General features: G+C 41.3%; 10 protein-coding genes. 1 reads left to right on the forward strand and 9 read right to left on the reverse strand.

Annotated features, from left to right (window positions below):
* Nucleotides 1-103 precede the first annotated feature (103 nt).
* The 7 genes from ACZZZW_RS18235 to ACZZZW_RS18265 form a co-directional block, all read right to left on the reverse strand.
* Nucleotides 104-1,225, reverse strand: coding sequence for a glycoside hydrolase family 43 protein (locus ACZZZW_RS18235; RefSeq protein WP_463495533.1), 1,122 nt, complete (start codon nt 1,223-1,225; stop codon nt 104-106).
* A gap of 75 nt (nt 1,226-1,300) precedes the next feature.
* Nucleotides 1,301-2,548 (reverse strand): DUF2264 domain-containing protein, encoded by a 1,248-nt coding sequence (locus ACZZZW_RS18240; RefSeq protein WP_463495535.1) that lies wholly within the window; start codon nt 2,546-2,548, stop codon nt 1,301-1,303.
* 14 nt (nt 2,549-2,562) lie between these two features.
* Nucleotides 2,563-3,696: a glycoside hydrolase family 88/105 protein gene (locus ACZZZW_RS18245; RefSeq protein WP_463495537.1), complete on the reverse strand. Its 1,134-nt coding sequence runs from the start codon at nt 3,694-3,696 to the stop codon at nt 2,563-2,565.
* On the reverse strand, nt 3,696-5,843 hold the full coding sequence (locus ACZZZW_RS18250; RefSeq protein ID WP_463495539.1) for a family 43 glycosylhydrolase: 2,148 nt from the start codon (nt 5,841-5,843) through the stop codon (nt 3,696-3,698). Before ACZZZW_RS18250 ends, ACZZZW_RS18245 begins: the two co-directional genes overlap by 1 nt.
* A 16-nt stretch (nt 5,844-5,859) precedes the next feature.
* A complete protein-coding gene (locus ACZZZW_RS18255; protein WP_463495542.1) occupies nt 5,860-7,185 on the reverse strand; it encodes a BNR repeat-containing protein in 1,326 nt (441 codons plus the stop codon).
* 143 nt (nt 7,186-7,328) lie between these two features.
* Nucleotides 7,329-11,339, reverse strand: coding sequence for a two-component regulator propeller domain-containing protein (locus ACZZZW_RS18260; RefSeq protein ID WP_463495544.1), 4,011 nt, complete (start codon nt 11,337-11,339; stop codon nt 7,329-7,331).
* Between the two features lie 250 nt (nt 11,340-11,589).
* Nucleotides 11,590-11,871 (reverse strand): Rdx family protein, encoded by a 282-nt coding sequence (locus tag ACZZZW_RS18265; RefSeq protein WP_463495546.1) that lies wholly within the window; start codon nt 11,869-11,871, stop codon nt 11,590-11,592.
* 97 nt (nt 11,872-11,968) lie between these two features.
* On the opposite strand from ACZZZW_RS18265, the gene ACZZZW_RS18270 reads away from it, so the two are divergent.
* A complete protein-coding gene (locus ACZZZW_RS18270; protein WP_463495548.1) occupies nt 11,969-12,394 on the forward strand; it encodes a hypothetical protein in 426 nt (141 codons plus the stop codon).
* Nucleotides 12,395-13,977: 1,583 nt separating this feature from the next.
* Here the strand turns inward: ACZZZW_RS18270 and istB are convergent.
* Nucleotides 13,978-14,709: an IS21-like element helper ATPase IstB gene (gene istB, locus ACZZZW_RS18275; RefSeq protein WP_463495550.1), complete on the reverse strand. Its 732-nt coding sequence runs from the start codon at nt 14,707-14,709 to the stop codon at nt 13,978-13,980.
* An 11-nt stretch (nt 14,710-14,720) separates the two neighbouring features.
* The gene (istA, locus tag ACZZZW_RS18280) at nt 14,721-16,295 is read right to left on the reverse strand and encodes an IS21 family transposase (RefSeq protein WP_463495552.1); all 1,575 of its coding nucleotides are present in this window, start codon (nt 16,293-16,295) and stop codon (nt 14,721-14,723) included.
* Between the last annotated feature and the right edge of the window lie 665 nt (nt 16,296-16,960).

A 16,960-nucleotide genomic window follows, 5' to 3' on the forward strand; every position in this document is an offset into this window, starting at 1 on the left:
TTTTTTATGAGATGATTGGCTTTAATCAGGCAAAAAGAATCCAATTTGCGCATTTCTACGCAATCCATCAATCCCGGTTTATTATATTAAATGTGTTTTTTCTTTACTTTTTAAATACGCTCAGATCCCATTGATCCATCCAGTTAATTGAAATTTTATCGTTATCAAATTTGATAGGCAGCCATAAATAACGACCATCGATCGCATTTTTTGGTTCCCATTTATCTGCCATAAAAATGAATTGCCCTTTTTTACCCGGTGCAGGCAATACATGAGTACTTTGACCGCCATAAGTTAATTTAGCACCCTCTCCCTCGCACGGATTGCCCATGTATGTCCACGGTCCCCAAATTGATGTTGCTTTAAACCACCTTGCAGGGTTTGGTGCCCAACCTGTACAGCCAGAACCAATCATATAGTATATTCCATTTTTCTTAAATAAAGCTGGAGCTTCAGTTTGCTGTCCGACATAAATTCTGATAAATTTTCCGGTATGACTCAGGTAATCTGGAGTCAGCTCTGCTAAATGAAGCGTAAAATTCTCTTCCGATGAAAACACATGATAGGCTTTCCCATCATCATCTACAAAAACGGTCATATCTCTTGCCATCTGGCCACCAGGTAAATCTCTACAGAAAAAGCCATCACTTTTATTTGCTGGCTTTTCGCAGTTTACCTGATCTTTTTCAGGAGTTCCGGCTGCATAAAATGGCATTTTGCCAGCATTTGGCCGATAACTCTTAATAAAAGTATATGGCCCGGTTGGTTTATCGGCCACTGCAACGCCCGATCGTGCTGCCGCGTAACCTTTCCCCAACAACTCCAGGTGGAACCACATTACAAATTTTTTGGTTTTCTTGTTGTAAACCACTTTAGGCCGTTCCAGAATAGATCCCCTGGCAATATCACTCTTCAGATCATCTGAAACCGGCAACGCAATGCCCTCATCCTTCCAGTTGTATAAATCTTTAGATGAATAGCAATGCACGCCAACCTGCGCACTATTTCCTTTTTCGCCTTCTATTTTATGCTCTCCAAACCAGTAATAGGTTCCTTTATATTCTACAATACCGCCACCATGTGCGTTAATGTGAACACCTTTATCATCTTTCCATATTTTACCCGGATTGAAAGAGGTATAAGCTTGCTGCGCCGATACATGGGTGTTCAGTAATAAACCGAAGACGATAAATCTCAAAATAAAACTGATTCTCTTGTTCATCATTTAATTAATAATTTTAACGTTATATAAACTTTATTTCAATCAACTATCCTTATTTATACAGTTGGCTGTATTTAACTATTTTAAACTTGCACTGTGGTCGTTTTCGAAATTTTCGCCACTCCATATTCTTTGCGCACTCCATTTCTCAGCCGGATTGGCCCAAAATGGATCATTTTCAGGTAATCCCAAGGGCAAAAAGATATTGGAAGCAATGTATGGGCTACCCTGATTGTTGTAAAAATCGCCCAGATTTGGTTGATCTCCATATAAACCAATCGTTAGCCAACCATTTTTATAAGTGGTTGGGCTCTTTAAAGTTTTTTTAATCACGGCAGTTAAAGCGCAACGTACCTGGGCGGCACTCAGTTGTTTTGGTAAAGCTTTCCGCCAGGCCATATCGGCTAAATGATGAAAGGCAGCACCACGATAAATGATGGAGCGGCCTGTGGCAGGGTAAGAACCATCGGCATTGATTAACCTTTCCTGTATAATTGCATAACGCTCATTGCGTTTTTTAATCTTTTCGAACATCTCTTTATAACTGTTCGTTTTGGCACCTATAATGTTGGCCAGTGTAGCCAGGTAAGGATGAATTACATAGCTGTTGTAATAATCAAATGCGAAAGATGTGCCATCAGTGTACATGCCATCACCAGTATACCATTGTTCCATTTGTTGCAGGGCATAATCAACACGCATAGGGTCCCAGTTGTAACCGAACCTGGCCAAAAAAGCTTCGTTCATGGCCGAAAACAATAACCAGTTAGAAAACACAGGTTTAAATTTTCTGGTAGTTACAATAGATTCCATCATCAGCTGTTGATTTTTTTTATCCAGGTTTTCCCAAAGCCATGGTGCACGTACTAACGCCAGGGCTACGTAAGAAGCATCTACCAATTGTTGGCCGCCGATATCGAAATTCATAAAATCTTTGGCATTAGAGTCAAGCGCATTTTTTAATCCCTGAATCGCCCATTCGCGATACTGTTTCCTGAGGGCTACTTCCTCTGCCGAACCACCTTCTAACTGTAACCATGGCGCAATGCCACTTAAAACCCTTCCTAAAACCTCTACATACTGCACCTTAATGCGGTGTTCTTTATTATCAATATGAATTGAGGTAACTTTCGGCATTGCAATGCGGAGACTATCTTTTGCCAGATTGTACAATACAGGCTTAACCATCTTATCCATTTGCTGCAACCAAAACTGACGGTCGTTTAACACTACGTTTTTGGTGTTTTTAGTCTTTTTTTGAGCAAAGGCAGATCCCCCGACCGAAACAATCAGTAAAAGGCAAATGCAGCTATTTTTTAAGTTCATTTTTGTGTTAACGTTTAATTGTTGTTTGATAAGTGGCGGTACATTTCACATCCCGCAAGTAAAAAAGCTCCCACACCAAAGTTTGCTGTAGAATTTGCATCAACCACCTGGCCCGGAATAGCTTTCTCACCTATTGGCTGCACATACCCCAATTTTCCATTGGGTTGCAATGCTGTTTTAGTTAAATAGCCCCAGGCTTTTTTTGCGGCCGGCAGGTATGTTTTTTCCTTTAAATAACCATTGTTAATGCCCCAAAGCAAGCCATAAGTAAAAAATGCTGTACCACTGGTTTCAGGTCCGGGTGCGTGCTGCGCATCGAGGATACTCCTGGTCCAATACCCCTCGGGCTGCTGGCTTTTAACAATTGCCTTTGCCATGTTTAGGTATTTGCTTAAGTATTCATCACGGTGTACATCATTGGCAGGAAGATCTTTTAACACCTTTGCCAGCCCTGCAAAAACCCACCCATCGCCCCTAGCCCAAAAATCTTTTTTACCATTGGTACTTTTGTGTTTTGGGTAAACATACTTGGCATCGCGGTAGTAAAGTTTTTCCTTTTTATCGTACATAATGCTATTGGCGTACATAAAATACCCGTACAGTTTATCAAGATACTTTTGATCGCCGGTAACTTTATACAGTTTGGTCATTACAGGCATTACCATATACAAACCATCAGCCCACCACCAGTAATCGTTATTTGGGGTACTCATTTCGTACTCCATTACCGCTTTGGCCCTTGCAATTTTATAGTCTTCCGGTTTTAAGTGATAGAGGTCTATATAGGTTTGAAAGCAGATTTGCCAATCGCCAAAAAGTACATGGTCATCCGTTTCGCCATATGTATATTTCCATTTCGATTGATCTTTAGATTTTGCCCCCATCCATTTATTATATTCAGCCCAATCTTCAGAATATTTACGATAGGCCTCATTTTTGGTAAGTGCATAAGCTTCCATGTTTCCGGTATGGTAGGCAGCATGATCCCAAAAAGCGCGAACCTCTGGTTTATTATTGCTTTGCCAGTATACATTTGCCCTGTTGAGCATTTCAAGTACTTCTTCTTTATTTACCTTATTTTGCGCTTTAGCAGCGATAGTGGATAAGAAAAGCAGCAAAAAAAGATATTTATATAATTTTATTTTCATTAGCGTATTGGTTTAATGCCATTAACGGTTGGTATTACAGGTTTAATGGTGCCATCGGGATTAAATTCCATCTTATCAATGCACACTTCGCGGTTATAACCTGCGGCCTGGCCCATCGAAATCCCTTTTGGCCGGGTAAACCGGTGGTAAACCATATACCATTCATCTTTCCCGTTAACCTTAATTACACTGTTGTGCCCCGTACCATAAATGCCCTGTGCAGCATCTTTCGCCAGGATGAGGTTATGCTCCGGGATTGTTATTTTACCTGTAGGAGAATCAGAAAAGCCATAACGCACCCGGTAATTTTCGCTCCGGGTATCATCTTCCGACCATAAAAAATAATATTTACCCGCGCGGTAAAAAACCTCGGTTCCTTCTCTAAAGCCCTTGTTTGGTGTAATGATTTTAACCGCATTGGTATCAATCGAAATCATATCATCATTTAAAGGTGCTACAGCCATGTATCCATTTCCCCAATACAGGTAGCTTTTATTTGTTTTAGGATCGTTAAATACATCAGGATCTATCTCCTGGCCACCTTTAATTCCTTTAGGCTTACCCGAAATCAATGCCTTGCCACTATCTTTAAACGGACCAGTAGGGGCATCGGCAACCGCTACACCGATTTTTTGTGCCGCTGTAAAATAATAGAAATACTTATACACGCCATTTACCTTTTTCTCGGTAATGGTAGGTGCCCAGGCATTCCTTTTCGCCCAAGAAACATCTTTCTCCAGGTCTAATATCTTTCCTTCATCCTTCCAGTTTACCAGGTCGGTTGAGGAGAAACATTTAAAATAGGTACCACTCCAGTTGTTAAAACCATCGCTGGTGGGGTAAATGTAATACTTACCGGTTTTATTGGAATATAACACTTCCGGATCGGCATAATAGCCCTTTAACACAGGGTTATTGGCCACAGCAACGCTTACCGTGTAAGTTTTTGACTCCTGATTGGGAATTGTTACTTTAATTTTTTGCGGACCTTTAGAAAAATCCAGTTTACCTTTTGGATTAACACCGATCTGATTAAACTGACCAAACTGCGGATCAAAAGCCTTCAAATCAGTTCCATAATTTACCGGTAGATACAGTTTTTGATTTGTACTATCCAAAACAATATTGTTCTGATTGATGGATGCATTTAATGGGTTTTGCAAAACTGCTTCTGCGCTGTACCATTTGCTTAACAGGCGGTTTAACTCCTCCTGTTTAATCGGCATAACCGTTCCATGCCTGGGATGAAAATCCATCGAAATATCCTGATCCACCACGCTAAAATGCTCCAGATCTTTACTTTTAGTAAACTGGTAGCGGCCTTTCATGTACACATCATACATCAAAATATATCCTGCACCATTGTTCAATTTAAAAACGCCAGCACCCTCTACCGCATCTTTAGTTTGTTGCAGGTATTGATCCTGTAATACATAACCCTCAGTTAAGCTGGTAGAAACTGCTTTTTTTATGCCGTTACCATTGCCTTCTGTTTTAAAAAACAGGTTGTATTTTCCATTGTCGTAGATAATGTCGCCATCAATACAAGAGCCGTTGGTTGGACTATAAAAGAGTTGTTTTGGTGTTGTTTCAAGGTCGGTAAAATCGGCATTGGCATAAGCATAATAAATTTTATCAGGTGCATTACCATGTTTCATCGACCAATAAACCATGTATTTTTTTGTGGCTTTATCGTAAATGGTTTGCGGTGCCCAAACCCGTAACAAATCTTCGTTATCAGGAAAGCGTTTTTGAATATTTACCACGGCCGAAGTCCATTTAATCAGATCAGTGGATTTTAACAATACCATGGCCCGGTTCGAATCCCAGCCACTTGCCGAAACCATATCCGTTGCCACCATATAAAAGGTTTTGCCATCTTCGCCACGTAAAATATGTGGATCGCGCACACCGCCTGTACTGCTAATTTGCGCAGATGAAACAATTGGATTATTGTTATTTAAGGCCCTGAAACGATATCCATCGGTACTTACCGCAAAACGGATGGCCTCTTCTGCTTTGGTATTTCCGGTAAAATACGCAAATAAATATGCGGTGTTTTTGGTTTGCGCCTGTAGCAGTTGTACTGATAACAGCAACGTAACCGCCAGCAGAGCGAGTTTATTATTTATATGGGGATATTTCATTTAACGGGCTATTTTGCTATTTATAATTAGGTTTCCAATCCAATACCTGCACATTTGTTGGTGCCTGATCGGCTTTTCCTTCACCATCAACCTGGGTAACATTTTGCAGAAACAGGCTCAGTATCTTTTTACTTTTCCATAATTCGGTATCGTATGTGGGTTCCCATTCACCCATGCTTGTTTGAGAAAGGTCTTTAATGCTCCAATTATCTGATCCAAGTGCTTCATTTATAGCAACAGAAACTTTGTTGCCGCGCTCAGCATCCCTAAAAAGTAAACCCGCAGCATATTGTTTCCCTTTTGACCAAACTACAATCTGTGGCCTCGAAATCGGAATCTTTTTAGTACCCGTACCACTTAAACTGAATGCTGTTTTTCTAAATTTGAGGTTGCTCACCTTCCAATCGTCTCCGGTTTTAAAAACCAGGTGATATTGTGGTACGCTTTCATTCACATCATGCCAGTAACCAGCAATAAATACATTGCCTTTTGCATCAGCAAACATTGATGTTTGGTTAATGAGTTCGCTTTTTTGCGGAATTTTAAGTGCATATTCTGCATTGGCTGCTGTAATGGGCATAGCATACTTTTCGCCAGTAGATTTTAACCATGTTAAGCCACCATCGGTAGATTTTGCATAACACAAATCATGGTTGCTCGCCACATCAGGACTTTCGCGCCAAACCCACGATAAATGGATTGTACCAACCACATCTACAGCAACCTGCCAGTATGCATTGCGCTCCCCTTCTCCGTTAATCATCCCATCCTGTACCCTCGTCCACTTTTTGGTTTGCAAACTATACCGGTTAATCATCAGGTTTCCATTGCCCGATCCGCCATCACGGTAAAAGAACAACAAATCGCCATTGGCCAGTTTGTAAAACTCAGGGTAACTCACTTTATTTTCTTTAACCGAAAGCATCGGTTGTTTATTGCCTAAAGTGAGCGAGCCCGCAGAAACCGATTTGGCGTAATTTAGATTGTTGTTGTGCTGGCCCCAGGCAATATGTAAAAAACCATCACCATCAACCATAATACTGATTGATTTATGCGCATCAGTAGCATCGCCTTTATAAAGTGTGGTTTGCGTAATCCAATTGGCAGTGCCACTTTTCCGTTTCGCCAAAACAACATGTTGTGCGCTATCGTAGTAAGCAGCATATTGAAAACCTTTAAAAGTGACCAAAGCATTTTTACGGAATATAACGGTATTAACCGAGTTGTTGGCCCACCCGTTACCGGCAATGGTACTGAGTTGTGCATTTTGCGCAACACTGATGAAGTTTATGCCTATAAAAACGCAAATTAAAAATACACTTTTGGTGAGGGATGGATACATTATATGGTTTGGGGATGCTCGGTTTTTTACATTTGGTAATGCCGAAGTACCGAAATTTTTAAATTTTTTACAGGGGGTTAAATCATACTTTGCAGGGGGCGTATTAGCATAAGTGCCCTTTATAGCCTAAAATAGCGTAACTTTTATGTGGTAGCATTAATATTATAATATTTATGAAAACTTTTGCGGTGCTTTTTAATAAACTCAGATGGGGTAAGTTTAAACAGTTTTTGAAACTGCTCCCTAAAATATTTACTGTCGTTAATACCTACCCTAAAGGCAGCCTCATTAATGTTCAGGTTGGTATTGATCAGCAATTCGGCAGCCTTTCTTAACCTGATAAAACGGATAAAACCGTTAATAGACTGGCCTGAGGTTGCCTTAACTCTTTTGTAAAGGTTAGAATGGCTCATACCAAGTTCAGATGCTAATATTTTAACATTAAAACTATCTTCCATCAGGTTTTCCTCAATCAAAGTGATGCATTTTTGAAGGAAACCTTTATCCTCCTGAGAAACCTTATGGGCATCGGATTTTAAAGTAATTTCATTATAAAAATAAGATTGAAGATTGGTTCTGTTTTTAATAATGCTGTTAATTTTTGCCGTAAACAAATCTTTATCGAAAGGTTTGGTAATAAAATCATAAGCACCCACTTCAATTCCGCGGAGTTTTACTTCAGGACTAGGGTCTCCTGTTAACAATATTACCGGGATGTGGCTTAAAGCCGAATCTTCTTTAATTGCTTTGCAGAGTTCTATACCATTTAATCCATCCATGTTTACATCAGAAATTACAATATCAGGTAAATATTCTTTGCAAAGTTTTAATCCTTCGGTACCATTTGCGGCACGGTATATTTTAAAGTTATCCTGAAAGATATGTTTAATGTAATCGATAATCTCAGGGTTATCATCAATAATTAAAATCGAATGCAGATCAGAAATCAACAGTTCCAGATTGCCTACATTTTCACTGTCGCTACTTTCGGCCTCCTCCTCCTGGGCAATCAATTCGTTTACGTAGGTTAATTCGTTTTGAAAAACTACCCCCTGTTGCAGGTTAGGCTCACCCACCGGAATATCAATCAAAAATATGGTTCCTTTGCCCTGGTTGGAGCGGAACGATATTTTTCCCTTATGCAGCTCCACAAAGTTTTTGGCCAGGTATAAACCAATTCCAAAACCCATTTTTAACGATTCGTTAGACATTACCTTATAAAACTTATCGAATAACTTTTCTCCAACATGTACAGGAATGCCCGGCCCGCTATCGCTTACCTCAACCTGCACGCGCATGCCCACCGTTTTAACACTAAACTTTACAAAACCGCCTTTTGGTGTAAATTTCAATGCATTAGAAAGCAGATTGAAAAATACAATTTCAAGTTTATCCTTATCGGCAAAAATATCAAGCTCCAATTCATCACATTCAAAAGTATAATCGATGTGGTTTTGCTTGGCCAGGTAATTAAAACAGAGAAAAATTTCGTGGGTAAACTTGTAGAGGTTAATCCGTACAATTTTTAACACATCGTTTTCGCTTTCCGTTTTTCTAAAAAGCAATAACTGATCTACCAAACTGAGTAAACGCCTGGAGTTGCGGTAAACCACATTCAAATCATTTTTCTCCGGCCCGGCATCCTTTTTAGTAATAATATCTTTAATCGGGTTCACAATTAAGGTTAAGGGAGTTCGGAGTTCATGAGAAATATTGGTAAAAAAATTCAGCTTTTTCTCGTTTAAATCCTTCTCCCGCTCCATTTTAAGGTTGGTTATTTCTACCTCATGTTTTAATCTCCGCTGGCGGTTGCGGTAAGTTTGAAAAAGGTAAAACAAAGAAGAACCCAAAATAACGTAGAAGGTATAAGCCCACCAGGTGCGGTACCATGGCGGTAAAATTTTGATGATTACCACCTTTTCGTTATCGCTCCAGGCCCCTTCCGTATCGGTACTTTTAATGTGCAATTTATACTGCCCTTCATTTAACCTGGAGTAATAGGCCGTACTCAATTTATTTACATAATTCCAATCCCTATCCCATCCTTCCAGGTAGTAGGCATAAGAAATCTGCTCCTGAAACGAAAATTCGATCGCCGCATAATCCACAGAAATTACTGCGGCACTGTAAGGTATCTCTATCTTCGCTAAGTTTACCACCGATATGTTTTTGTATCCAGAATCCTGATCGAGGGGAATATTGTTGATCCTAAAATCGGTAAGCACCATTTTGGGTGTGCGTTTATTCTTTTTAATGTGATCTGGCGAGAAGAGGTTGAAACCGCCAATGCCACCAAACAAAAAGTTGCCATTGGCAAGCTTTAAAGCTGCATTATAATTAAACTGGTTGCTTTGCAAACCATCGGTAGCATAATAATTTTTAAAGGTATGGTGTTTTACATCAAATTTAGATAGCCCATTATAGGTACTGCACCATAAATTACCAGCCCCATCCTGCAGAATATTAAGCACCGAATTGCTCGGTAGTCCGTCGCTTTGGATATAGCGTTTTATTTTTTTGTTTTCAGGGTTGAAAAGCAATAAGCCACCACCCTCAGTTCCGATCCAGATCTGGTGGTTAAAATCTTCCTGAATGGCCCGGATTGCAAAATTGATCTTGGTATACTCGTGCTTCCTATTTACAGGATCAATTTTAATCAGTTGTGTATAGTTACCAGCCCAAAGCCTGCCTTTGGCATCCTGGAATAATGTATGTATATCTTTTAGCTGATGATCAAAAAGCTCGAATTTATCAGTGCTTTTATTGTATCGGTACAGTGCGCCACCTTTGGTAGTACCTGCCCAGATGTTTTGCTGTTTATCCTGATAAAGTTTCCAGATGTTGATATCATCAACCCCCTTAAAAGTATTGTAACAGTTGTAATGAACAAATTTTTTGGTGGTTTTATCAAAACGGTCTATCCCGCCGCTAAAGGTAGCCACCCAGGTATTCCGATCCGAATCGCTTAAAATACTCGTTACAAAATTACTTGTTAAAGAATTGGGATCGCTGTTTTTTGCATAATTGGTAAAGGTATTCAGCTTCTTGTTCCAAACACTTAAACCGCCGCCATCAGTGCCTATCCAAATGTTATTGTATTCATCCTCACTGAATGAAAGTACGAAATTGTTAATGAGCGAATTGCTTTTTAAAGGATCATGTTTGATAGTACTAAACTGCTCGCTTTCCTGATCAATGATGTTTACCCCACCGCGTAAAGTAGCAATCCATTTTCTCGATTCACGGTCTTCATATACCTGCGCAATGGAGTTGCTGCTTAATAAACTTTTTTCTTTACCGGCCGATAAATAATTGATTTTATGGGTTTTTGTATCATAAACCGTAATTCCACCCCCGTCTGTAGAAATCCATAACTTTTGTTGTTTATCAACCAAAAGGTTCATGATGTTCTCATTGCCAAGATGCTGGTTAAAGCGGGTTAAAGTTCCATTAACGGTTTCAAATTGATAAAGGCCGCGCTCCGTTCCAACCCATATATTTTGCTTATCGCCTTTTGTAATACTGGTTACCGAACGCAGTGCCGCATTTACCAAACGGAGGGTATTTTTGCCAGGATCGAACCGGCACAAGCCTACATCTTTAATAAAAAGCCAAAGCGTTTGCGCTTCATCAACATACAAGGCTTTAACAGAGAAGTCGCTGTTTTTTCCGAAAGGAATGCGCTGAGCAATTTCACTGTCTTTTTTAAGCATAAACAATCCCTTTTCATCCGTAGCAACGTAAACCACTGTAGCCTTACTAACCGCAATAGAAGTGATGGCATAACTTACCTCGTTTTTTTTCCCTTTTTCTTCATAAATAAGCTGATGAAATTTAGAATCGGCATAATCATAGTATGAAATTCCCTTTTGTGTACCTACCCATACCCGGTTTTCCGCATCGCCGTTAAGTACCGTAATGTGGTTGTTTACCAAAGAATGCTCGTCGCCCCAACCATTTCTGAAAACTTTAAAATGGTAACCATCGTAACGGTTCAAGCCATCGTAGGTACCCATCCACATAAAGCCAAAACGATCAAGGTATAAGGAGTTTACCACGTTATTAGACAGTCCGTTTTCTACCCCCAGATATTTAATCGGAATAGTTGAAGGCTGGGCAAAACACATACCTCCATACATCCATGCGATAAGCATAAAACATACGGAAATCTTTTTTAGGTTAAACATAGGAGAACAGTACTGGCATATACTTGGTATGAAACGAATATACATATTTTCCTAAAACTGTTACATGGACGTTTATTTAGGATTTAATAGTAAAAACCATGAAATTTCTCCTACAAGGAGTATTTGAGACGGTATTTCTTAAGTTTATAATCAGGATCGCTTAATAAAGTAAATGATTATAAAGTGGTGCTGAATAAGCTGATGCATTAAACATGGGCTATTTAATATCCGAATGACCGAGATGCTTTGAAGGATTTACCTCATCGCGGATAAGCTGTTTCAGCTCTTTAATTTCGGGGAATCGCTGCATTTCTTTCCTATCGAAGATGAGCTTTTCGCCAACCAATACAGTAAAAACACCAGATGTTTCGCTTGGCATTAAAACCACTCCCTTTACCTCATCAACAAAAGTGGTTAAAATTTCCTGTGCCATATATGCCGAACGTAACATCCACCCGCATTTAGGGCAATAAGTGATACTGATGAGTGGTTTTTCCATTGTAGTATTTTTACACAAGTTACAAAAAATGGTGAAAGAGGTAAATTGGAAGGGACTGCAAGTATAAAACTATTAATTTTCTTTTTGACACAGTTTATTGAACAGACCCGAACTACCTACTGCGACTTCAGAACTATCTACTGCGACTTCAGAACTATCAACTGCGACTTCAGAACTATCTACTGCGACTTCAGAACTACCTACTGCGACTTCAGAACTATCTACTGCGACTTCAGAACTACCTACTGCGACTTCAGAACTATCTACTGCGACTTCAGAACTATCTACTGCGACTTCAGAACTATCTACTGCGACTTCAGAACTATCTACTGCGACTTCAGAACTATCAACTGCGACTTCAGAACTATCTACTGCGACTTCAGAACTACCTACTGCGACTTCAGAACTACCTACTGCGACTTCAGAACTATCTACTGCGACTTCAGAACTATCTACTGCGACTTCAGAACTATCTACTGCGAGTATAGAACTAGCTACTGCGGCCGTTGTAGAAACTTGGTGATAGCTAATCCAAAGATCTCTCCACTACGGTCGAGATGACGGATGAATGCGTCCCCTCATAGTTTGAAAAGAATCAACTTACGGATGCCTGAATCTGCGCTTCGCCATTTGAACCTCGCTATATGCTCCCTGCTATCCGGCATAGGAAATGATGGAAGGAGAAAACGTTAAAGCTTTATCAATACCTTTCCTTCCATAGTTGCATTGAGGCAGCACACACTTTCCGCCCCCTTCGGCGGAACTTGTGCTGACGACCAAAAAGCTTTAACGAATTTATCAGACATCAGTTCCAAGCCTTGGGTTTATGTATTGGTAGTTGTTATTTTTATAGGTAGTCATGCTTTCGCTGCGCTCAGGTTTGTTACTTTTGGGCCAAGCCAAAAGTAAGAGCCCCCTCGGCGGCGGTGAGCCGAGGCAAGCCCGAGCGGAGCGAAAATATAGCAAAGTGGCCAAAATAGCGACCGCATTACGATTCCCGCATGCGCGAGAATGACGACCGTGTTAGAAACATTACAACAAAGATTGCTTCGGCTCGCTCTCTCCCTGCCTCGCAATGACGAATTTATATAGATAGTAAATCCAAAGATCTCTCCACTACGGTCGAGATGACGGATGAATGCGTTCTCTAATAGTTTGAAAAGAATCAATTTACGGATGCCCGAATCTGCGCTTCGCCATTTGAACCTCGCTATCTCCTCCCTGCTCCCTGCTATCCGGCATAGGAAATGATGGAAGGAGAAAACGTTAAAGCTTTATCATTACCTTTCCTTCTATCGTTGAATTGAGGCAGCACACACTTTCCGCTCCCTTCGGCGGGACTTGTGCTGACGACCAAAAAGCTTTAACGAATTTATCCGACATCAGTTCCAAGCCTTGGGTTTATGCCTTGGTGTTTGTTGTTTTTATAGGTAGTCATGCTTTCGCTGCGCTCAGGTTTGTTACTTTTGGGCCAAGCCAAAAGTAAAAGCTCTTCGGTGGCCAACCGAGGCAAGCCCGAGCGGAGCGAAAGCATTACGATTCCCGCATGCGCGAGAATGACGACCGTGTTAGAAACATTACAACAAAGATTGCTTCAGCTCGCTCTCTCCCAGCTTCGCAATGACGAATTTAACGCATTCCCTGCATCATGCTATTGAACCTCGCTATTTGAATTATGCTATCTCCTCCATGCTATCCGGCATAGGAAATGATGGAAGGATAAAACATTAAAAGCTTTATCGTTAGCTTTTATTTCATCACTGAATTGAGGCAGCACACACTTTCCGCCCCCTTCGGCGGAACTTGTGCTGACGACCAAAAAGCTTTAACGAATTTATCCGACATCAGTTCCAAGCCTTGGACTTTTGTTACTTTTGGGCCAAGCCAAAAGTAAGAGCCCTTCGGTGGCTAACCGAGGCAAGCCCAAGCGGAGCGAAAACATAGCGAAAGCATTACGATTCCCGCATGCGCGAGAATGACGGCCGTGTTAGATGATTATTCCGAACAAAGTACACCACATTCCGAGGCATAGTGCACCAGTTTGGTTCTGGCTTTAGCACTAACTTTAAACCATATCACTTTTGGACAAAGCGATATTCTGTAAACTTAATGATTTTTTTTATTTCTCATGGATTTGCCCGTAAGTGCAATTCTGTGAGCAGATGCTGACAGTCTGTCCATAATTGCATCTGCAAGTGTGGGTTCATCTATAAAGTTATACCAGTTATCCACTGGCAGCTGCGAGGTTATTATTGTCGCACCGTTGCCATATCTATCCTCCAGAATATCGAGTATTGCAATCCTGGCATCATTGCTCAGGGGCTTAAGCCCGAAGTCGTCTAATATCAGTAGCCTGTTTGAGGATATCCCCTTAATCCATCGGAGGTAAGTTCCATCGAGCCTTGCCTGGGCAAGAGCATCCAGAAACTTATTCATACTGAAATATAGTGTACGGAATCCAAGTAGGCAGGAACTGCGTCCCAGTGCACAGGCGAGGAAACTTTTGCCGCACCCGGTAGCGCCCGTAATTAGCACATTTTCACCACGTTCAATAAAAGTGCCGTCCGATAGTCTTAGTACCTGTTCACGGGTAATGCCACGCTCGGAGGTACAGAGTATATCTTCGGGAAGTGCATGATACCTGAGCTTACTGAACCTGAGATATTTTTCTGTTCTTGCATGCTCACGGTACTCGATTTCTGCCTGGATAAGCATAGCGAGCATTGAATGTGGGTCTTGGATTTCGTGTACTGGCAATTGTAGTGTTGCCTCATAGCGCCTGGCCATTCCGCTGAGCCTTAGGCTTTTCATCTGCTCTGCTGTGTTCTGTGTATTCATATTGATCTTTATTAATTGGTTTTGTATGCTTCGGCTCCTCTCACGTTCTGGTGTAGTGGTGTCTTATATTCTTTCTGTTCTGTTTCCTTGACCATGTCCATATTATTGTCAAGGATGTTTTTTATTACAGTGTATTTAAACCTGTGCCCGGTGAGTGCTCTTTTGCAGGCAGCTTCCATTCTTGCCGCCCCGTAGGCTTTCAAGAGCCGCATCAGTCCAGCGCAGCCAGCATATGATTGATGGATGACGGGATTGCTCTGCATCAGCTTTTGAATAAAGTCATAAGTGTTCTGACCCGCTTTTTCAGCCTGTTTCAGATAATATTCAGGGTCCCATCCCTTTTCATCTGAGAAAGATTGGTGAGCTTCAGGCATATGTTCCCTTACCGTGGTAAAATGGTGTTTTCTGAAACTCCGGACGTGTATGGCAATCCGCGTGCAATTATGGAAGATCTCAACGCTGTCCATAGAATATGATATCCTGACCTCTTTGCCGATATACCTGAAGGGAACGCTGTAATAGTGCCAGTCTTCACCTACAACAACATGATAGTTCTTCTGAACTTTTGCCTTGGTATAGTGCTGGATAAAGAAAGATGATTCGGGAAGTGGTTGTAAAAGTGCGGACTCATTATTGTGGAATAGCTCATAGCGGCTGAAACTCTTGCGTTGAAAACTAAGCTGGTGATGTTCATTGAGCTTAATCCTGATTGCCTCATTCAATTCCTTAAGGCTGTAGAAGGTCTGGTTCCTAAGTTTCGCATAGATGCGCATATAAGCTATCCTCACAAAGTTCTCTATGCTTGGTTTATCCTTTGGCTTGTACGGGCGTGCAGCAAAAAGCGCAATCTTATTATGGTTGGCCCATTGCTCCAGCATCTCGGTAAAGACAGGTTCATACTTTGAGCTTTTGGATACCCACTGCCTCATGTTATCCGATTTTACGCCTTTGGGCACACCACCGATATAGATGAGTGCTTTGTTCAATGCTGATACAACCTGGGGTAACTTCGCATCCACAAGCGCTTCCACATAACCGTAACCGCTAAAGGGAAGAATGGCAAGAAAAACCGGACAGCTAACGAGTTCTCCTGTAGAAGTATCCAGATAATGCAGTGGCGCACCGGCAAAATCTACCTGCATCATCTCAGCTGGCTTATGCTCAAAATGCATAACGGCCTTCGAGGCACGGTTATGTTCCTGCAGCAGATCACAGAATCTGGAATATTGAAACCCTTCCGGATAATTGGTAATATACTCTTCCCACAGCAATAACCTGGTTACGCCTTCTTTGGAGGCGAGCTGTTCATTGTGATATTCCAGATGTTCAAGAAAATGAACCCGCCTGGGGTCAGCATCCTCCATTACCTCTTCCTTTACAAGGCCAAGAATCTCATCGATATCCCTATCGGAGAGCTTTAGCAAGCCATCAAAGGTCAAACCCGTCGATCTGAACTTTTCCAGGTAACTCGCGATCGTACGCCTGTTGACCCGTACCTCTTTCTCTATTTTCCGTTGGGAGACACCCTGATCCAGGAAAATGAGTATCTGTCTAATCTTATTCATGCTGAGCAGTTTGTTCGCCATATCTAAAGGGGTAAGCTTGATGCTTACCAAACCTATATAATTGACGGGTTAAACTATGCCCAATTGCGTGATATGGTTAAATATAGTGGTGCAGTATGTGTCGGAATGGCAGAGAAAAATAATCCTGAAATGAACCAAAAATGGTGCACTTTGCCTCGGAATATTTTATTACCTCAAACAAAAACTGGTGTACTTTGGCTCGGAATGACTGGTGTACTATGCCTCGGAATGGGTGGTGTAGTATGGGTCGGAATATCCAGTTAGAAACATTACAACAAAGATTGCTTAAGCTCGCTCTCTCCCAGCCTCGCAATGACGGATTTAACGCATTTCCTGCATCATGCTATTTGCACCTCGCTATTTGAACCTCGCTATATGCTCCCTGCTTCCGGCATAGGAAATGATGGAAGGAGAAAGCGTTAAAGCTTTATCATTACCTTTAATTACATCGTTGAATTTGAGGCAGCACACACTTTCCGCCCCTTCGGCGGAACTTGTGCTGACGACCAAAAAGCTTTAACGAATTTATCCGACATCAGTTCCAAGCCTTGGACTTTTGTTACTTTTGGGCCAAGCCAAAAGTAAGAGCCCTTCGGTGGCTAACCGAGGCAAGCCCGAGCGGAGCGAAAACATAGCGAAAGCATTACGATTCCCGCATGCGCGAG

It is taken from the genome of Pedobacter sp. AC379, from assembly GCF_979258145.1.